The organism is Amycolatopsis sp. NPDC051716, assembly GCF_040681595.1.
In the GTDB taxonomy this organism is placed as follows: Bacteria; Actinomycetota; Actinomycetes; order Mycobacteriales; family Pseudonocardiaceae; genus Amycolatopsis.
Genome location: NZ_JBFAZA010000041.1, coordinates 38,902 through 57,568, shown reverse-complemented (window position 1 = coordinate 57,568; position 18,667 = coordinate 38,902). Strand labels below are relative to the sequence as shown.

20 protein-coding genes are annotated in these 18,667 nt (G+C 72.2%); 8 read left to right on the top strand and 12 right to left on the bottom strand.

Annotated elements, in window-relative coordinates; genetic code table 11:
• Positions 1-281: 281 nt before the first annotated feature.
• The 4 genes from AB0M30_RS39630 to AB0M30_RS39615 are packed head-to-tail and all read right to left on the bottom strand — an operon-like array spanning position 282 to position 2,503.
• Positions 282-1,574, bottom strand: coding sequence for an ArsB/NhaD family transporter (locus AB0M30_RS39630; protein ID WP_364595327.1), 1,293 nt, complete (start codon positions 1,572-1,574; stop codon positions 282-284).
• A gap of 19 nt (positions 1,575-1,593) precedes the next feature.
• Positions 1,594-2,040 (bottom strand): CBS domain-containing protein, encoded by a 447-nt coding sequence (locus AB0M30_RS39625; RefSeq protein ID WP_364595324.1) that lies wholly within the window; start codon positions 2,038-2,040, stop codon positions 1,594-1,596.
• Between the two features lie 38 nt (positions 2,041-2,078).
• A complete protein-coding gene (locus tag AB0M30_RS39620; protein ID WP_364595321.1) occupies positions 2,079-2,354 on the bottom strand; it encodes a YciI family protein in 276 nt (91 codons plus the stop codon).
• Positions 2,348-2,503, bottom strand: a complete 156-nt coding sequence (locus AB0M30_RS39615) for a hypothetical protein (protein WP_364595318.1) — start codon at positions 2,501-2,503, stop codon at positions 2,348-2,350. Before AB0M30_RS39615 ends, AB0M30_RS39620 begins: the two co-directional genes overlap by 7 nt.
• A gap of 131 nt (positions 2,504-2,634) precedes the next feature.
• Between AB0M30_RS39615 and AB0M30_RS39610 the strand changes: the two genes are divergently transcribed.
• The 5 genes from AB0M30_RS39610 (at position 2,635) to AB0M30_RS39590 (ending at position 7,532) form a co-directional block, all read left to right on the top strand.
• Positions 2,635-3,015, top strand: coding sequence for a hypothetical protein (locus tag AB0M30_RS39610; protein WP_364595315.1), 381 nt, complete (start codon positions 2,635-2,637; stop codon positions 3,013-3,015).
• Positions 3,012-3,434, top strand: coding sequence for a hypothetical protein (locus tag AB0M30_RS39605; RefSeq protein WP_364595312.1), 423 nt, complete (start codon positions 3,012-3,014; stop codon positions 3,432-3,434). Before AB0M30_RS39610 ends, AB0M30_RS39605 begins: the two co-directional genes overlap by 4 nt.
• A gap of 40 nt (positions 3,435-3,474) precedes the next feature.
• On the top strand, positions 3,475-5,289 hold the full coding sequence (locus AB0M30_RS39600) for a hypothetical protein (RefSeq protein ID WP_364595309.1): 1,815 nt from the start codon (positions 3,475-3,477) through the stop codon (positions 5,287-5,289).
• 103 nt (positions 5,290-5,392) lie between these two features.
• Positions 5,393-6,376 (top strand): teichoic acid biosynthesis protein C, encoded by a 984-nt coding sequence (locus AB0M30_RS39595; RefSeq protein WP_364595307.1) that lies wholly within the window; start codon positions 5,393-5,395, stop codon positions 6,374-6,376.
• 121 nt (positions 6,377-6,497) lie between these two features.
• Positions 6,498-7,532 carry an alcohol dehydrogenase catalytic domain-containing protein gene (locus AB0M30_RS39590; RefSeq protein ID WP_364595304.1) on the top strand — a complete coding sequence of 345 codons (1,035 nt, stop codon included), beginning with the start codon at positions 6,498-6,500 and terminating at the stop codon, positions 7,530-7,532.
• Between the two features lie 43 nt (positions 7,533-7,575).
• Here AB0M30_RS39590 and AB0M30_RS39585 read toward each other — a convergent pair whose 3' ends face one another.
• Complete coding sequence (locus AB0M30_RS39585) at positions 7,576-7,806, bottom strand: hypothetical protein (protein WP_364595301.1); 231 nt, start codon at positions 7,804-7,806, stop codon at positions 7,576-7,578.
• Positions 7,807-8,162: 356 nt separating this feature from the next.
• Here AB0M30_RS39585 and AB0M30_RS39580 point away from each other — a divergent pair, with 356 nt between their 5' ends.
• Positions 8,163-8,516: a hypothetical protein gene (locus tag AB0M30_RS39580; RefSeq protein WP_364595298.1), complete on the top strand. Its 354-nt coding sequence runs from the start codon at positions 8,163-8,165 to the stop codon at positions 8,514-8,516.
• 9 nt (positions 8,517-8,525) lie between these two features.
• Here the strand turns inward: AB0M30_RS39580 and AB0M30_RS39575 are convergent, their stop codons facing one another.
• From AB0M30_RS39575 to AB0M30_RS39550, 6 genes are all read right to left on the bottom strand, one after another.
• Positions 8,526-8,942, bottom strand: coding sequence for a VOC family protein (locus AB0M30_RS39575; protein ID WP_364595295.1), 417 nt, complete (start codon positions 8,940-8,942; stop codon positions 8,526-8,528).
• 56 nt (positions 8,943-8,998) lie between these two features.
• Positions 8,999-9,337 (bottom strand): helix-turn-helix transcriptional regulator, encoded by a 339-nt coding sequence (locus AB0M30_RS39570; protein ID WP_364595412.1) that lies wholly within the window; start codon positions 9,335-9,337, stop codon positions 8,999-9,001.
• Between the two features lie 96 nt (positions 9,338-9,433).
• A complete protein-coding gene (locus AB0M30_RS39565) occupies positions 9,434-10,933 on the bottom strand; it encodes a UvrD-helicase domain-containing protein (RefSeq protein WP_364595293.1) in 1,500 nt (499 codons plus the stop codon).
• 129 nt (positions 10,934-11,062) lie between these two features.
• On the bottom strand, positions 11,063-11,362 hold the full coding sequence (locus tag AB0M30_RS39560) for an EthD family reductase (protein WP_364595290.1): 300 nt from the start codon (positions 11,360-11,362) through the stop codon (positions 11,063-11,065).
• Positions 11,363-11,649: 287 nt separating this feature from the next.
• A complete protein-coding gene (locus AB0M30_RS39555; protein ID WP_364595287.1) occupies positions 11,650-12,543 on the bottom strand; it encodes a TIGR01777 family oxidoreductase in 894 nt (297 codons plus the stop codon).
• A 60-nt stretch (positions 12,544-12,603) separates the two neighbouring features.
• The gene (locus AB0M30_RS39550) at positions 12,604-13,668 is read right to left on the bottom strand and encodes a medium chain dehydrogenase/reductase family protein (protein WP_364595285.1); all 1,065 of its coding nucleotides are present in this window, start codon (positions 13,666-13,668) and stop codon (positions 12,604-12,606) included.
• Positions 13,669-13,776: 108 nt separating this feature from the next.
• Here AB0M30_RS39550 and AB0M30_RS39545 point away from each other — a divergent pair, with 108 nt between their 5' ends.
• Entirely contained in the window at positions 13,777-14,508 is a 732-nt protein-coding gene (locus tag AB0M30_RS39545) for a TetR/AcrR family transcriptional regulator (RefSeq protein WP_364595282.1), read from the top strand.
• Positions 14,505-15,206, top strand: a complete 702-nt coding sequence (locus AB0M30_RS39540) for a TetR/AcrR family transcriptional regulator (RefSeq protein ID WP_364595279.1) — start codon at positions 14,505-14,507, stop codon at positions 15,204-15,206. The genes AB0M30_RS39545 and AB0M30_RS39540 overlap by 4 nt, the downstream gene beginning before the upstream one ends.
• Before the next feature lie 3 nt (positions 15,207-15,209).
• Here AB0M30_RS39540 and AB0M30_RS39535 read toward each other — a convergent pair whose 3' ends face one another.
• Positions 15,210-18,584 carry a glycosylhydrolase-like jelly roll fold domain-containing protein gene (locus AB0M30_RS39535; RefSeq protein ID WP_364595276.1) on the bottom strand — a complete coding sequence of 1,125 codons (3,375 nt, stop codon included), beginning with the start codon at positions 18,582-18,584 and terminating at the stop codon, positions 15,210-15,212.
• Positions 18,585-18,667: the final 83 nt, after the last annotated feature.

The window sequence follows — 18,667 nt, the reverse complement described above, 5'->3', positions numbered from 1 at the left end:
CGACGATACGCGCAAGCCTGTGGACCGCCCAACGACCGGCGCACGCCGGTCTGAGTAGTTGCCGACACCCGGCAACGAAGAACCGCCGAACACGGCCGACGGCCGGCCTTGTCCACGTCCCGGCCCACCGTCACGATTAGTGCGCAACGTTTCACTCACGGGGGGGAAGGATGGCTCGCCGGACGACTGCGTCAGCAGCCGAGGGGACCGGCGAGCCATCCACCCGGCGCTGCTTCCCGGGGCGACGGGAGCCGCCGGCCGTCGCGGTGGGTGTCAGTCGTTCACGAGAAGACGAAGTAGCGCAGCCAAAGGTAGGGCGCGGCCACCAGCACCGTGATCACCGTGATGACGGCACCCTTCTTCGTGAATTCCCAGAAGGTGATGGGTGCTCCGGAACGGGCGGCGATCCCGAGCATGACGACGTTGGCGCTGGCGCCGACGGCCGTCATGTTGCCGCCGAAGTCGGCGCCGATCGCCAGCGACCACCACAGTGCTTCGGAGTGGGCCGGGTCCGGGATGTCTTCGGTCAGCGCCAAGACGAGCGGGCTCATCGTCGCCACGTACGGGATGTTGTCGATGACGCCGGACAACAGCGTCGACACACCGAGGATCAGCATGACCGCGAGCAGCGCGTTGCCGCCGGTGGCGTCGGCGGCCAGCCGGGCGAGCGTCCCGATGACGCCGGTCTTGACCAGCGCGCCGATCATGATGAACAGCCCGGCGAAGAACAGCAGCGTTTCCCATTCGACACCGGCGAGGTACTGCTTCGGCTCGGTTCCGGAGAGCAGCACCAGGACGCCGGCGCCGAGCAGGGCGACGACCGACGGCTCGATGTGGATCACCGAGTGCAGCACGAACCCGGCGAGCACGGCCAGCAGCACGACCCCGGACTTGAGCAGCAGCTTCGGTTTCTGGATCGCTTCCCGCTCGTTGAGCGCCAGCACGTCGGCGACCCGGGCCGGGTCCACGGTGAAGGAGCCGCGGAACAACCGGGGCAGCACCAGCGTGAACACGACCAGTTCGATCGCGACGATCGGCGTCAAGTTGACCAGGAAGTCGTTGAACGTCAGCCCGGCGCGGCTGCCGATGATGATGTTCGGCGGGTCGCCGATCAACGTGGCCGTGCCGCCGATGTTGGAGGCGAGCACCTCGGCGATCAGGAACGGCGCCGGCTTGATGTCGAGGCGGTCGCAGACCAGCAGCGTCACCGGGGCGATCAGCAGCACGGTGGTGACGTTGTCCAGGAACGCCGATGCCACCGCCGTGATCAGCGACAGCAGGATCATCACCCGCACCGGTGATCCCTTGGCCCGTTTGGCCGCCCAGATCGCGACGTATTCGAAGACGCCGGTCCGCCGGAGGATGCCGACGATGATCATCATGCCGAGCAGCAGGAAGAGGACGTTCCAGTCGATCCCGGTGTCTTCGGAGAAGAACGCGTCGTCCGCCCCGCTGATCCCGAGAGCGAGGATCACGCCGGCGCCGGCCAGCGCGGCGACCATCTTCGGGATCTTCTCGGTCGCGATGAAGACGTAGGCGATCACGAACACCGTGACCGCGATGGCGGTGCTCATGCCGTCACCCCCGCGGTGCTCAGCGCGGGGCCAGCGCCAGCTCCAGCAGCCGTGAGGCGGAGATGACGCCGATCAGGGTCCGGTCCTCCATGACCGCGACCAGGGGGCAGCGCAGCCGGGCCATCATGGCCGCGACCTCGACGATCGTGTCGTCGGAGCTGACCCGCGGCAGCTCCGTGACCTCCTCGGGCAGCAGCGACCGCACGGTCTTGCCACCCAGCTTGTCCACGACCCGATCGGCCATCGACTCGGTGAGCACCCCGGCCAGCGACGGGTCGTCGCGCACGTAGCCGGGCACCAGGAACCGGACCACCTGCGACGCGGGCAGCACCGACTGCGGGCAACCCGCCTCGTCGGTCACCACCAGGCCGGGCAGCCGCCGTTCGGCGAGCAGCCGCGCCGCGTCCAGGGCGTCGGAGTCCAGCTCCACCACGGGGTATTCCTCGGCCATCTCGACGGCGTGCATCGTCCCAGCGTACGACGTCCCCACCGGGGGCGCCGGGGCTAATGGGCTCCACCTGCCGGTTTCTTGACGGTCCTCGTCGCGGGTGGCGACACGCTGATCGGCAGCACGACGCCGAACGCCGAAACGAGCGCCGTCGAACTCCCCACGCGCTGGGCCTCGAACCCGGCGAGCGGGCGCACCTCGATCGGCACCGAGATCGCGGCGGTGACCCGGGCGGCCCACGCCACCGCGGCGTCGAGGTCCTCGGCCTCGATGAGGTAAAAGCCGCCGAGGTGTTCCTTGACTTCCGCGAACGGCCCGTCGGTCTTCAGCACCTCGCCGCCGGACTCCCGCAGGCCCCGGTCGCTTTCAGGTCCTTCTCCACCTCGCCGAGCAGCTGGTGCGATCGACGCATGCGCTCCTCGGTGGGCTCCTCACGAACTTCACCTTCGACGCTGTGCACGGACGACAGGAACCGGGCCATGGCTCCAGTGTTGCCCGGATCGACAGATCCGCCATCCGCCGGGCGCGGTCGTTCCACCGCGGTGCACGGGTGTTCCCCCGATTGTCACGCCATCGGGGTATCAGCTGCTCTCGCACCCCAGGAGGACCCCAATGCCCAGTGCCAGCCGGATGTCGACGCCGGTCGCGGTCGACGCCGATCAGCTCGAGGGACGTTACGCGCCGCTCGGCGGGTACACCGTCGGCTTCGAGACGTTCAAGCAGGACGCCGACCCCGCGCCGTTCTTCGCCGGGCTTCCCGGCGACCGGTGCCCGTGCGCCCACTGGGGCGTCGTCACCGCCGGCCAGCTGACCTTCCGCTGGCCCGGCCACGACGAGACCTACGTGGCCGGGGACGCCTACTACGCCCCGCCCGGGCACCTGCCCCTCGTCACCGCCGGCACCTCGGTGGTCGAGTTCAGCCCGACCGCGGACCTCGAGGCGACGATGGCCGTCGTGGCGAAGAACCTGGACACCGCCGGGGAGGGGTCGTGACCGCCCCGGCCACGCCACTGCGCGACGGGACGCGCGTGGCGGTCGCGAACCTGATCCGGTTCCTCGAAACCGGGACCGTCCCGGAGGGACTGTTCACGCCGGACGTCTTCGCCGACCTTTCGCTGCCGCACTGGCGCGTGCAGGCGGCCTCCCCCGAGGCGGTCGTGGCCATCCGGGCCGAGGGACATCCGCACCCCGGCCAGGTGCGGGTCGAACGGGTGGAACCGACCGAGCACGGGTTCACCATCGAGTTCGAGGAACGCTGGACCCACGACGGCCAGTCCTGGTACAGCCGGGAGATGATCCGGGCCGACGTCGCCGGGGAGAGCATCGTCGAACTGGCGATCTACTGCACCGGCGACTGGGACGAAGCCAAGCAACGCGAACACGCCGCCGCCGTGCCGCTCCTGCGGCCGTGACCTGGCCGAACCCGGGTCCGCGATCCTACGATGAGGCGTGGTGAGCGACCCGGTGCCCGTGGCCGAACTCCTCGACCGGGCCGACGCGGCCCGCACGGCCGGTCGGGGAGACGAGGCCGCCCGCCTCTACGACACCGCGATCACCCGCTGCCGGGAAACCGGGGACCTCGCCGGCTGGACCCGGGCCGGGCTCGGGGCGGCGTCGGTCTACACGTTCGGCACCGAGCCGGGCAAGCTGCCCGCCCAGCTCCACGACGTCCTCGTGCGCACCACCGACGACCCCGGCCGGGCCCGGATCGCCGCCGCGCTCGCCCGGTGCTGGGTCTACGCCGGGCACGCGGCCCGTGCCACCCGGTTCGCCGACGAGGCGACCCGCTGCGCCGAGCGCACGGGCGAACCGGAACTGCTCGCCGACTGCCTCGACGCCGCACTCGCCGCCCGGTGGGGACCCGACGACCTGGCCGCGCGGGGCGAACTGGCGGCCCGGCTCGACGAGGTCGCGGCCCACGTCACCGACCCCGGCACGCGGCTGCGCGCACACCTGTGGGGCCTGCAGGTCGCCTGCGAGACGCTGGCCCTGCCGACGATCCACCGGCACATGCGTGCCTTGGAACACCTCGGCGAGGAATCTCCCCGGGCCCGGTTCTTCGCCGCGTCCCGGCGGTGGATGCTCGACCTGCTGCGCGGCCGGACCGACACCGCGGGTCACCTCATCGCCATGGCGACCGCCGCGTCCGAACAGGCGGCGCTTCCCGACGCGTGGATGGTCGTCGAGGCCATGAAGGGCTACACCGCCCTCCACACCGGCGACGCCGGCGGGTGCGCGGCCGTCGCCGCCGAATGCGAAACCTTCGCCCTCGCCGAAGGCGCCACCGCGGTCGCGGCCGAAGCCGCCTTCCTCTGGGCCGGCGCGGGCCGCCCGGACCGGGCCCGCGTCCTCGTCCACCTCTTCCACGGCCAAGTCCTGACCGAGCTGCCCCGCGACGTCAACTGGCTGCTGACCCTGCAATGCCTGCTCGAAGCGGCGCTCGCCGTCGACGACCGCGACCTCGTCGGCGCGGCGAGCCGGCTGCTGACCCCGTACACCGGACGAGCCGTCATCAACGCCGGCGCCGTCATGTTCCACGGCCTCACCGACGACACCCTCGCCCGCGCCGCCGCGGCCCTGGGCGACGCCGAAACCGCCGCCCGGCTGCGAGCCCAGGCCCTCACCACCTACGAACGCCTGGGCGCGACCTGGTGGCGGAACCGGCTGCTGACCTGGCCGCCACCCGCAACCACACCCGCCGGCCGCGGGGTACGCGTACACCTGCACCCGGCCGCGGACGGCCTGTGGCTGATCGGCCCCGACCAGGCCGCCGTCCCGGTCCGGGCGTTGCGCGGCTACCGCTACCTCCGTGAACTCCTCGGCCGGCCCGGCCGGCCGATGTCCTGCCTGGACCTGGTGACCGGCGGGCAACCCGGCGTCGAACAACCCGCGCTCGGCGAAACCCTCGACCGGCAGGCGGTCCAGGCGTACCGGCAGCGCCTCCACGACCTGGACGACGAGCTCGCCCAAGCCGAAGAGTGGTCCGACACCGGCCGCGTCGAAATTCTCGAGGCCGAACGAGACGCCCTCGTCCACGAACTCACCTCGGCCGCCGGTCTCGGCGGCCGACCGCGGGCGGCCGGGGCCAGCCACGAACGCGCCCGCATCGCCGCCACCAAGGCCATCACCGCCGCGATCACCCGGATCACCACGCTGGACGAGCCACTCGGGCAGCACCTGCGCGACACCGTCCACACGGGAACCCACTGCGCCTACCGCCCCGATCCCGGCGACGAACGGCAATGGATCCTCACCCCCGGGAATTGACGACCAGGGCCGCCGGCCCCGCACCGCCGGCGAGGCGTTTGTACGGCCCGTGTACAGCGCCGGGGCAGGGTCGCTCGCCATACACCGATCCAGGAGGCGAGCCGTGCCCCAGAACTTCCTTCCCGACTTCACGCTTTCCCGGCGTTCGCTCTTCCGCGCCGGGGCCGCCACCGCCGTCGCGCTCGGAAGCGGGGTGCTGCTCGCCGGGACCGCCGCCGCGGCCGAAGAACTCCCCGCGTCGCCCTACATCGACATCACCAAACCCTCGTACGACCTGTTCCGCAGCAAGATGCTGCACGAATCGCACCACGTCATGCAGGGCTTCGCGTTCGACAACGTCAACCGGCGCCTGTTCATCGTGCAGGCGCAGAACGGCACCTCCGGCGACGACCTGTGCGTCAGCCAGCTCAGCTTCTCCGGCGAGCTGCTCGGCTCGATGCACCTGAACCACGCCGGGCACGGCGTGTCACTGGGCGTGGAACCCGTCGGCACCGCCTCCTACATCTGGATGGAGTGCGACGCCGACGGGACCACCACCGAATCTCGCGGCACCGCCCTCGCCCGCTTCAAGTTCGTGAACGGCGGCACCCCGGCGGTGAAGAAGTTCCTCACCGGCAGCAAGAACATCACCTGCGCCACCGACCCGGTGTACCAGCGGATGGTCGTGCGCCGCGACGAAGGCGGCCGGATGTGGTTCAGCGTGTTCCCACTCGCGAAGGCCGTCGCCGGCGACTTTTCCGAGCCGCTGGCCCACTTCCCGCAGCCGTCGCTGAGCTCGTCGGGCGTCGTCTTCCAGGGCTACACGATCCTCGGCAGCTCCCTGTACATTTTGGACGGAGCGGGCCACGCCGACGCGGCGGACATCGACTCCTACGTCACGCGCGTCGACATGAAGACCGGCGAGGTGAAGGAACGCGCGATCACCCGGGCCGGCGAGTCCCTCGTCTGGCGCGAACCCGAAGGCATGGCTGTCTACCGCACGGCCGACGGCGAAACCCGCCTCTTCCTGGGCTTCGGCTCACGCAGCAGCGTCGACAACGTCAACCGCTACGCCAACCTCTTCTACAAGAACGTCCTGGTGGGGTGAGACGTGCCGCGGCGGGATCACCCGATCGTGGGACAGCCGGACCCGATCCCCTGCCGGACTCCGGCTCAGCGCGTTTGATGGGTGGTGGCCAGGGAAAACCACCCACGACGAGAGTGAGCCGATGAAGGCGACGTTGATCTACGGTGCCGGCGACGTGCGCGTCGAGACCGTGCCGGACCCCCGGCTGCACGAGCCGACCGACGCGATCGTGCGGGTGCTGCGCTCCTGCATCTGCGGCAGCGACCTGTGGCCCTACGGCGCCAAGCCGGCCCAGGACCACGGCGACCGGATCGGCCACGAGTTCCTCGGCGTCGTGGAGGACGTCGGCGCCGACGTCACCGGCCTCGCGCCCGGCGACGTCGTGGTCGCGCCGTTCGTGTGGGCCGACAACACCTGCGACTTCTGCCGCGAAGGCCTGCAGACCTCCTGCCGCCACGGCGGCCAGTGGGGCTCGGCGGACGTCGACGGCGGGCAAGGCGAAGCCGTCCGCGTCCCGCAGGCCGCCGGGACGCTGGTCAAGCTGCCCGTGGGCGAGGACTCGGCGCTGCTGCCGTCGTTGCTGAGCCTGTCCGACGTCTTCCCGACCGGCCACCACTGCGCCGTCACCGCCGGGGTCGGCCCGCGCACGACCGTGACGGTGATCGGCGACGGCGCGGTCGGGCTGTCCGCCGTGCTCGCCGCCCGGCGCCTGGGCGCCGAGCGGATCATCCTGATGGGCCGCCACGCTTCTCGCACCGGCCTCGGCCGGGAGTTCGGCGCCACCGACGTCGTCGCCGAACGCGGCGACGAAGGCATCGAACGCGTCCGGGAGCTCACCGGCGGCGACGGCACCCACACCGTCCTCGAATGCGTCGGCCTCAAACCGGCGATCGAGACGGCGTTCGGCGTCGTGCGCGACGGCGGCACCGTCAGCCGCGTCGGCGCCCCGCAGTACCCGGACGTCCCGGCGGGCATCCGGGTGTTCCTGCGCAACATCACCCTCACCGGCGGGGTGGCCCCGGCTCGCGCCTACATCGAGGACCTGCTGCCGGACATCCTCGACGGCCGGATCGAGCCGGGCAAGGTCTTCGACCGCACCGTCGCGCTCGACGACGTCCCCGGCGGGTACCAGGCCATGGCCGACCGTGAAGCGCTGAAGGTGCTGATCCGCCCGTGACCACCCTGGCCTCGGCCACCAGGGACTGATCGGGCACCGGGCGCTACCGGGCGTCGAGCTCCTCCCGCAAGATCACTTCGACGCGGCGGCGGGCGCGTCCCAGCGCGGCAGCGGCCCCGGCCACCGCGAGCACCGAGGTCATCACCCATCCGGCGCCCGCCGACTGCGACCACGCGAGCAGCAACGCACCCACCGCGGCGATCGTCAGCGGCGCGGTACCGGCCCGGCCACTCACCCACACCGGCAGCACACGCCCGATCCAGAACAAGCTCATCAGCGACCACCTTCCCGCGAGCACGGCGTGAACACCGCACCCCTGACAGACGCAGAAGCCACCGGACTTGTTACAGAATGTCACCGGCTGTTCGGCAGACCAGGTCCCCGGATCGCCCCATCGTCACCCGAACGCGCGACAGGCCGGGGCCGATGACCCTGGTGCACTCGTGTCCCTGGCGGCAGACTGAAGGCAAGTCACGGACACAGAGGGCCACGGCCCCGAGCATCGGTGGCCCAGGTTGGCGGTCGGGTTCAGACCAGAGCCTCGCCGCGAACCGCACCGGCCACCACTCCCCCTGTCACACCCGGGTCGACCCCGCGTTCGGCGGCCTCGGGCGGCGTATCGTCCCGGCGATGACACGAGTGCTGGTGATCGGTCTCGACCCCGCCAAGCTCGACGGCTGGGACCCCGAGCCGGTCCAGGCCGCGAACGCCCGCGGGCGAGCCCGCTTCGACGATCGCGGCATCGCGGCCGACTACTGCCTGGTCTCCCCCGGCGAGCGCCCCGAAGAGGCCGTCGAAAAGGCGTTGACCGGCCAGACCTACGCCTGCGTCGTGATCGGTGGCGGCATCCGCACCCACGAGCCCTTGGCCGAGCTCTTCGAGCGGGTGGTCAACCTGGTCCGCCGGCACGCACCGGCCGCGGCGATCGCCTTCGGCAGCAGCCCCGAAGACTGCGTCGACGCGGCCGTGCGCCGGCTGCCCTGACCCGCGTTTTCAGGAGCCCGACAGCGGCTGGCTGAACCGGATGCTGTTGCCGAACGGGTCACGCAAGCCGCAGTCGATCCCGTAGGGCCGCTCGGTCGGCTCCTCGGTGAACTCGACGCCCTTGGCCGACAGCGTCTCGTAGGTCTTGCGGCAGTCGTCGCTGGTGAAGAACAGCGAGCCGCCCATCGCACCCTTCGTCAGCAGGTCGCGGACCTGGTTCGCCGTCGCCTCGTCCATCCGGGGCGGCCCGGGCTTCTCCAGCAGGATCTCCCGGTCCGGCTGACCGGGCACGTTGATCGTCAGCCACCGCATGAACCCCAGGTCGGCGTCGGTGTGGACCTCCAGGCCGAGCTTGCCGACGTAGAAGTCGAGTGCCTCGTCCTGGTCGAGCACGAAGATCTGCGAAATCTTGATTGCGTTGAGCATGGGGCGACGGTAGTGCAGGGCCGCACCGGGACGCTTATCCGAAACGATCGTCCCGGTCAGCTCCGCGGCCGCATCCACGCCATCGCGAAGCAGGTCGGCACGGCCGCCAGCGGGCCACGGCACCGGTAGGCCGTCGGCGACTCGCCGACGATGTCCCGGAACGTCCGGCTGAACGTCCCCAGGCTGGTGAAGCCGACCTCCACGCAGATGTCGGTGACGCTCCGGTCGCTCGCGCGCAGCAGGAACATGGCGCGCTCCACCCGCCGGCGTTGCAGGTAGCGGTGCGGGGTTTCCCCGAAGGTGGCGCGGAAGGTCCGGCTGAAGTGCACCGCCGAGACGTGCGCGACGCGAGCCAGCGCCGGCAGGTCCAGCGGCTTCGCGTAGTCCCGGTCCATGGTGTCGCGGGCACGCAGCAGACGACGGTTGCTCTCCTCGGCGGCTCGGCTCACGTCCGGATCCCACCACACCGGGCGCGGCCCGGGCTGACGGCGTCAGCTGGCTGCCCGGCCGAGTTGCTCCGGGCCCGGGTTGCCGTCGGGATGCCGGTTGATCCAGGCCAGGCCGCCGAGGTCGAGGCGGTTCCGGGCACGCGTGACGGCGACGTAGGCGAGCCGGGCTTCGCTCGGCTCGATCTTGCCCGGGATCGGCTCCCCGTTGAGGTCGGTGTTCTCCGGGTCGACCGGCTCGGGGAAGTCGTCGGCGATGCGGACGCTCGGCCATTCGCGGCCTTTCGCGGCGTGCGCGGTCGACACCACGACTTCGGCGTGGGTTTCGGCGGCCAGCCGGGAAAGGGTGTGCAGCACGACGTCCGCGCCGTGTTCGTCGATGACCTCCACGAAGGACAGCAGGTCGCGGCCGTCCGGGTCCCACTCCGCGTAGTCCTGGACTTCGCCCCAGGAGGCGAACAGCAGCAGCTCGGGGTGGGTGGTCCGGCGGCCGGCCTGCAGGTCGCGCGCGGCTTCGGCCAGGCTCTGGAGAACCGCGGCGCGGCCGGCGAGCGCGACCCGGCGGCCCTTGCCGAGCAAGGTGAGGATTTCGGCCATCGCGCCGCCGTTGGTGCGGCACAGGATGGCGTCCGGCTGCTCGACGGTTTCCACCCGGCTGGCCACCACGGGAGAGCCGGTGAGGCGGATCGGCGCGCCGGCGATGGCCAGCCACCGGTTCGCTTCCGCGGCCACGCCGTCCCCGAACCGGAACGAGTGCGACAACGCCAATGAGCGCCCCGAGAAGCCGGTCATGACGTCGCGGGCGCCGCGCCAGCCGTAGATGGCCTGCGCGGAGTCCCCCACCATGACCAGCTGGGCGTGCTCGCCCTGGGCGAGGAACACCTGCTCGACGACCGGGTTGGTGTCCTGCGCCTCGTCCAGCAGGAAGAAGTCGCCGTAGAGCCGCGGCCGGGTCAGGGCCCACATCTTCAGGTAGTGGTCGTGCTTGAACGGCACCCGCCCGCGCTCGGGGTTCTGCAGGTCCGCCCACATCCGCTGGGCGTAGGGCAGCACCAGCTGCGTGAGCTGGTCGTGCAGGTGTTCCTCGCCGATGCCCTTGAGCCAGGGCACGTGCTGCCGGTCGAGGGTCTCGTCGGCGGAGTAGCAGTAGAGGATCACCGTGCGCTGGGCGGCGTAGCACAGCGCGGCCTTGGTCAGCTTCCGCTCGCCGATCGTCACTTCCATGGTGATGCCCAGCGACTGCGCGAGTTTCGCGGTGGCCATCCGCGGGTGGTTGAGCCGGTCCTGGTAGCGGTGCCCGACCGCCTTGAACGCGAGGCTGTGCGCGGTCGAGCACGCCACGTTCGGACCAAACAGGCGGCGGGCCTCGGTCGCGATGGCCTTGTTGAACGCCAGGTACCGGCCGCGGCGGCGGGTGCTCGAGCCCAGCATCGTCAGCGTGGTCGTCTTCCCGGTGCCCGCGCCGGCCTGCAACACCAGGTGGTCACCGGCGCGGAACGCGTCGACCGCGGCCCGTTGTTCGGACGTCGGCGGGCGTGCGGGCATCGGGTCTCCTCCCGGGGGAAGCGGCAGGACGGGTGATCGAACGATTACATGCCGTTCCGGGGGATTCGTACCGCCATCCCGGCCGTACGTGTGTTCGCGCTGCTCCTTCTGGGGGATGCCCGGCCCGGCTCAGCTGAGCGGGTAGTGGATCATCTCCACCCCGCCGGTGGCGTAGTTCGCCACATCGGCGGCGACGGCCTTGCCCGCCTCCGAGCCGAGCGCCCCGGCCATGGCCTCGGCGGACTCGAAGTCGGCGTGGAAGACCGCGAAGTACTTGCGCTCCCCGCCGAGCGAGGCTACTTCGAAGGAGTACTGGGACTGCACGAGGCCGGGAAGCTTCGCCGCCAGCGGCAGGTGGGTGCCGACGTAGTGGTCGCGGAAGTGGGCTTCGTCGACGGGCGGCGGGTAGAGCACGGTCAGCCGGTGCATCGGAGTCCTCTCTCTGCCGGGTCAGCGGCGGTCCTGCCCAGCGTGGCACACCGGGTTCGCGGACGGCCGGCCGGTGATCGGCAGCCGCATCGGCGGTTCGGCCGCCTCGAACCGCACCATCATCGAGCCCGCGGCTTCCACGTCGGCGGATGGGCAAGCGCCTGCGCCGGGCCGAGCAGCGGCTGCCCGCGCCCGCGAAGCTGAGGTGGGAAGCCCCCGATGAGGTCGACCGGACACTATGGACTTCCTCTTCTCGTCAAGCCCCGCGCGAGTTCGGAAGGCCGGGATCAGCGCAACGCGGCGATCAGCGCCGCGTCCAGCTGGGGGTGCGTGTAGCGATAGCCGCCCTCGAGGGCGCGGCGGGGCACCGCGCGCTGGCCGGTGGTGACCATGTCCGCCATCTCGCCGAGCGCCATCCGGAGCGCGAAGGCGGGTGTCGGCAGGACGGCGGGGCGGTGCAGCGCCCGGCCCAGCGCCTTCGAGAACTCCCGCTGGGTGACCGGTTCGGGGGCGGTGCCGTTGTAGGCGCCGCGCCACGACGGGTCGTCGAGCGCCTTGACGTACAGGCCGACGATGTCGTCGAGGTGGATCCACGGCACCACGAACGCACCGCCCGCGATCGGGCCGCCCAGCCCGATCCGGTAGGTCGCCAGCAGCGATTTCAGCGTGCCGCCCGCAGCGTCGAGAACGACGCCGGTGCGCATCCGCACCACCCGGACACCGAACTCGGCCGCCCTGGCTGCTTCGTCCTCCCATGCGTGGGAAACCCCGGCCAGGAACGTGGCGCCCGGCTCGGCGTCCTCGGTGATCTCCTCGTCGCCGCGCGGACCGTAGTAGGCCACGCCGGAGCTGGAGACGAGGACCCGCGGCCGGTCCGCTTCGGGGGTGGCCCGCAGGCCTTCGACGAGGTTGCGGGTGCCGGTCACGCGCGAGCGGCGGACGCGGTCCTTGACCTCCTCGGTCAGGCGCTGACCGAGGGGTTCGCCGGCCAGGTGCACCACGGCGTCCCGGCCGGCGAGCGCGCCGAGCGGGGCGGGTCCGGTGAGCGGGTCCCACTGCCACGTCGCGCGGTCGGTGCCCGCGGAGCGGGAGAGCACGGTCACCTCGTCGCCGCGGTCACGGAGGTGGGCGGCGAGCTTGCCGCCGATGAGACCGGACGCGCCGGTGATGGTGATCTTCATGGTGCCGGACTCCTTGGAGAATAACGAAAAAGGCGTTCCTCCCGCGACCGCGGGAAGCGCTTACGGCACCAGCACGATCTTCCCGAGGGCGGTTCGCGCGGAGGATTCGGAGAGTTCCACGGCCGCCGCCACCTCGGCCAGCGGGTAGCGGGCGGCGATCTTCGCCGTGAGCACCCCCTCGCGCAGAAGCCCGAAGACGTGGGTGAGGTCGGTGCGGATCCGCGTGCGGAACGCCTCGCGCTTGGCCGAATCCGGTTTGCCCGCGCCCGACCACACGTCGAAGAAGCTCGCGTGCTTGCCGGTGGGCAGGTGGTTCCAGAACGCCAGCTTCGTCAGCACGTTCAGGAAGCTGAGCAACACCGGAGTCCGGTCGTCGAGCTTGCTCGCGATGCTGTAGCAGATCAGGGTTCCGGTCTTGTTGAGCAAGCGGTAGGAGCGGGAGATGCCCGCCCCGCCGAGGTGGTCGAACACGGCGTCCACCCCGCTGGGGGCGAGTTCGCGGACCCGGGCGGAGACGTCGGGATCCCGGTAGTCGACCGGCTCGACGCCCAGTGCGCGCAGCGCCTCGTGGTGCCGCGGGCTCGCCGTGCCGATCACCCGGGCACCCGCGTGGCGGGCGAGCTGGGCCAGCAGGGTCCCGACCCCGCCGGCGACGCCCAGCACGAGCACGGTCTGCCCGGCGCGCACCTTGGCCACGTGGTGGAGCATCTCGTACGCCGTCAACCCGTTGACCGTCAGCGTCTCCGCTTCCTCCGCGCTCACGCCCTCGGGCACCTCGACCAGATCGGCGGCCGGCAGCAGAACGGCCGTGGCCCAGGCGCCGGTCTTGGTCAGTGCGGCGAACCGCCGGCCGACCAGCGCGCGGTCCACGTCCGGGCCGACCGACTCGACGACCCCGACGAGGTCGTAGCCGGGCACGAACGGGAACGCGGGCTGGCCGTAGTAGCGGCCCCGGCGCATCGCGCTCTCGGCGAAGGACACGGCGGTCGCTTCGACGCGCACCAGGGCCTGGCCGGCCGCCGGCGCCGGCAACGAGCGCCGGACCAGCCGCAGCCCGGACGGTTCGACCTTGCCCGGCAGCACCACTTCGGTCGCGGTCACGGTGGGGATGCTCGTCTCGGCCATGGCCGGCTCCTCGAATTAGTGCGACTCCTCGTCGCTCCGTTAATGGTCGTAACTATGCACCGATGTGTCATACTGCGTCAACCTATAGCGCGGAACGAGGTGTCCACGATGGCCGGACCGGAGCCCACCCGGCGCGAGCGATACCGGCGCCAGACCATGGCGGAGATCAGGGCCGCCGCCATGGCCCAGCTGGGCGAGGGCGGCGCGGAGACGGTGTCGCTCACCGCGATCGCGCGGAGCATGGCGATGTCCGCACCGGCGCTGTACCGCTACTTCGCCTGCCGCGACGAACTGCTGGCCGACCTGGCGGTCGATGTCCACCTCGCGCTCGCCGACGCGCTCGAAGCCGCCGCCCGGACGGCCTCCGTCGCCGCCCGGGTCGCCGCGGTCGCCCACGCCTACCGCGACTGGGCACTGGCCCGGCCGCACGCCTACCACCTGGCGTACGAAACCGCCTACGGCTCCGCCCGCGAGCACGCCGCCGACCGCATCGCGGCCGCCGCGCAGCGGTGCATGACCGTGTTCCTGAGCGTCGTGGCCGAAGCCGGCGAGCCACCCCCCGTCGCGCTCCCGCCCGCGCTGGACAGGCAGCTGCGGGGCCGGCACGGGATCCCGGCCGCGGTGCGGCACTTCGGGCTGATCTGGTGGAGCAGGCTGCACGGCCTGATCAGCCTCGAGCTCGGCCGGCACCTGGCCGCCACCGGCGTCGACACCGCGCTGCTCTACCAGACCGAAATCGACGCGATGCTGAACGCACTGGGCCGCCGCCACACCGTGACGACCCGTAGCGGAGCGACCTTCCCGTCGGCACCGCTACGGTCCATTACGATGCGACGATGACCAACGAGCCGCCGGCGATGAGCCGACGCGAACGCCTGCGCGCCCAGACGTTCCAGGAGATCGAGGACACCTCGTTCGCGATCATCGACACCGACGGCGTGCACGCGCTGACGATCGCGGCCCTGGCCCGCAGCATGGCGATGTCCGCACCCGCGGTCTACCGCTACTTCGCGTCCCGGGACGCGCTGATCGCCCACCTGGTCACCTCGTCCTACCAGCAGCTCGCCACGGCGATGCGGGAAGCGGTCGAGGGCAGCCGGCGGGCGCCGCGCGCGCGGGTCCGGCTCCTGGTCGCCGCCTACCGCGACTGGGCCCTGCGCCACCGCCGCCGCTACGGGATGCTCTTCGCCGAACGCGCCGGCGACGCCCCCGGAAAGCCGGCCGCACCGACCCCGCTGGACCAGGCGATGGCCCTGCTCATCGACCTGCTGGCCGCCATCCAGGACACGGCCCCGGCCGACGGCAAGACCGGTGACCGCGTCCTCGACGAGCAACTGCGGCACTGGGCCCGCGCCCAGGAGCGGCCGGACGCCACGCCCCGCGCGGCCACCGCCGCCATCCGGATCTGGACCCGCATCCACGGCATCGTCAGCCTCGAGCTCACCGGGATCTTCGACAACCGCACCATCGAGGTCCAGCGGCTGATCGACCTGGAGATCGACGACGCCATCGCCTCCCTGACGACCACCGCCGCCTGATCTTCAAGAGCCCCACGCCGAGCGGGCCAGCGGGACCTCGACGAGGCGGTGCGGCCGCAGCGTGACGGGGCCGAGCAGACCGGAGGCGAGCGCCTGCCCGCGCGCGTTCGCGCCGGTGTTGGTGACGCGCACCCGCACCCGGTTCCGGCCGGGCCGCACCGCCGCCGTCACGTCGGCCCGGTACGGCGGCCAGAGCCGGGACCCGGCGTTCCGCCCGTTGACTTCGACCTCGGCGACTTCGTGGACCTCCCCGAGGTCGAGGCTCCACGACCGGCCGGACAGGACCGCGGCGTCCAGGAGGAATTCCGTTTCGTACCAAGCAGATCCGGAATACGCCGGGTCCAGGTCCGTCCAGGACCCGAGCGCGCGCGTGACCACCGGCGCGCCCTCCCGATCGAAGTGGAACGCCCAGTCGCCGCCGAGCGGAACCACCGCGAGCGGGTCGGAAACCGCCGCCGTGCCGGTGTAGGAACGCCCGCCGTCGACCGCGGTGACCGTGACCTCGCCGGGCCCGGTCACCCGCACCGTGGCGGTCGCGGCGCGGGGGTCGATGCGCACGCGTTCGACCGGCGCCGACGCGGACACGGCGTGCGCGGGTTCCCGCCCCGCGCGGAACACCACGAGCAGCGTCGCTTTCGGCTCGAGCCACAGCTCCACCGCGGTACTCCCGGGGCGCACCCGCCGCCACACGCCCACCGGCGTCACGGTTCCGGTGTCGGGGTCCCACACCTCGGGCACCCCGGCCGCCGGGAACGTCGCGGTCAGCGCCACGACGTCGGCGCGCTCGTTGAGCACGACGAACGTGGCCCGGCCCTCGCCTTCGAGCCGCAGAACGCGGACGTCTTCGTGCCGTGGCTCCAGCACCGCCGCCGCACCGCCCGCCCCGGCGGCGGCGATCGCGGCCGCCACCGGATCGGCCGCCCGGACCACCGAGCGGACGGAGAACAGCTCGGCCAGCGCGCCGCGCAGGCCGGCGTCGTCTCCCCCGGCCTCGCGGCCCGGCTCGCCGACGACGACCACCGTGCCCCCGCCGCGGGCGAACCGGATCAGCGTCCGCACCGCCCCGAGCGCGAGGATCGGCGTCCGGGGCACCACCACGATCCCGTACGCCTGCTGCCCGACGACCAGCCGCGGCCCGGCCGGCCGCGCGTGCGTGACCAGGGCGGGGTCCGCGTCGAGCGCGCCTTCGTCGAGGAAGTCGAAATCGACCTGGACGTCCTCCAGCGCGTGCGCCGCGGTGAGGAAGGCGGTGTCCAGCTCGGCCATCGCCGGAGTGCCCTGGGTGGACTCGGCCGCGCGTTGCGGCTGGAGCAGCGCGGTGCGGGCCCTGGCCGGCAGCCGGCACGCTTCCATCAGCCGGCCGATCCAGTCGTTCAGCGGCGCCGACACCGCCCACCACGGGTTGACCGGCTGGAACGGCGGCGGGTACACGATCTGGTTCTCGTCGCTGAACCGCGCGTGCAGCAGCGTGTGGTTGACCCCGCGCACGGCGAACGCGCCGATCACCTCGCGGACCAAGGCGGGCGTCACCGGCCAGCCGGTGCCGCCCATCGCCTCCAGGTAAACCCGCTCCAGCCCGAACTGGTGGGCGGTGCTGGCCGGCCACCGCGACAGCGTGCGGTGGTAGCCGCGCTGGTAGTGGTCGAAGATCAGGTCGGTGCCCGGCACCTGCGCCCACTGGTTGGCGGTGTTCAGGTTGCCGGAGCTGCGCAGCTGCTCCCCCGGCCCGTATTCGTCCCACAGCGGGTTGGAGATCAGCCGCAGGCCGTGCGCGGCCATCCACTGCCCCTGGGTCCGGTAGTACGCGGCGGCAAACCGGTCGCTGACCGCCCGCCAGAAGATCCCGCGCAGGCGCAGGCCGTCCGGGCCGAGGTCGTCGTGCACGGCGGTCAACGCGATCCCCGGTGCCACCCCGGCCCGGCACAGCTCCGCGTCCAATGTGGACGACCAGGGCACGGTGTCGAACGGCCCGTCGGCCGAGGCGAGGTAGGGCTCGTCGTCGGCGAAGCCGCGCAGGACCGAGCCCGCCGCCCACGGGAACCGCCGCAGGTACTCCCCCGGTACGGCGTCGACGAACAGCCGCACCGCCTCGTCGTCGAGCAGGTCGAGGTAGGCGCGGCCGGTGCCGGTGGGGGTGCTCAGCGGGCGGACGGTGAACAGGTCCAGCCGCCAGGTCCCGGCGGGCGGTGTCCACGTGCCGCCCGCGCGGGCCTGCTCGGTGAGGTCCACCAGCGAGCCGGGATCGGCCGAGGACTCCGGCCGGGCGGCCGCAGCGACCAGCGGGACACCGGTCGCGGGCAGGTCGAAGGCGTCGAGCGCGGCCACGTCGTCGAACGTCTCCGCGTACCGCACCCGGCCATCCGGAGCGCGCACGCTCAGGCTGTCCCACGACGACCGCTGGCTCGCCACCGCGCGCACGCCGACGCGGCCGGTGCCGTACCGCAGTTCGGCCGGGGCCTGCGCGGCACCGTCCAGCGACACCGTCAGCGTCGTTCCGCGGACGCCCACCACCAGCTCGTGGTCGGCCGCCGGGTCGAACCCGGCAACCGGGGTACCGCCGCGGACCAGGCTGAACGCGCCGCCGGTCTGCTGCCAGACGTCCACGGCGCCGTCGGCGCGCAGGTCGGCGAGGACGCCGTTGCCCTCGTCGGCGCTGCGCACCATGAGCCCGGCCGTGGCGCTTTCGACCCGGACCTTCGCCACGACGTCGTAGTCCTGCCACTGCGTGCCCTCGCGCAGCAGCGTCACGCCGTCGCGGGCGCCGGCGTCGACCAGCAGCCGCCCGCCGGACACCGAGAGCCCCCGGCTCACCAGAGGCACCGGAGCCCCGCCCGCGACGGTCAGCACCTGGTGCCCCACGCCCTTGAGCCGCAGGTCCGGCCGCGGCCGGTAGACCCGGTCGCCGACCTTCCCGCCGTCGACGACGAGCCCGCCGGCGCGGCCGCTCGGGAAGTAGTCGTCGTTGAACAGCCACAGGTGCATCCCGTGCCGCTGGGCCTCGCGCAGGGTGAACTCGATGAGCGCGAACCAGTCCTCGGTGAAGAACGCCGGCCGCAGCGCCGCCGTGTCGAACGGGAACACCAGCACCTCGTGGACGCCCTTGTCCCGCAGGTCCGCCAGCCCGGCGGCCACGAGGGCGGTGGTGACGGCGCCGTTCCAGAACCACAGCACGGTGGGCCGCGAATCCGGGCGCGGGTCCGCGAACCGCCGCGCCGGATCGGCGGCGCCGGACGCGGCGGTATCCGACTCGGCGTAAGCGAACGGCCACCCGCCGGCCGTCCCGGCGATGGCCGCCGCGGAGGCGAGCGCGAGCACCCGCCGCCGGGACAGTTCGAACCCACCGCCGATCGGATGGAGCATCGGATCGTTCTCGGCCATCGCGACCTCTCCCCGGAAGACTTGAAACGATTCAAGACAGCCGGGAAGTTACGTGACGTGGGTCACGCCGGTCAAGGATTGGC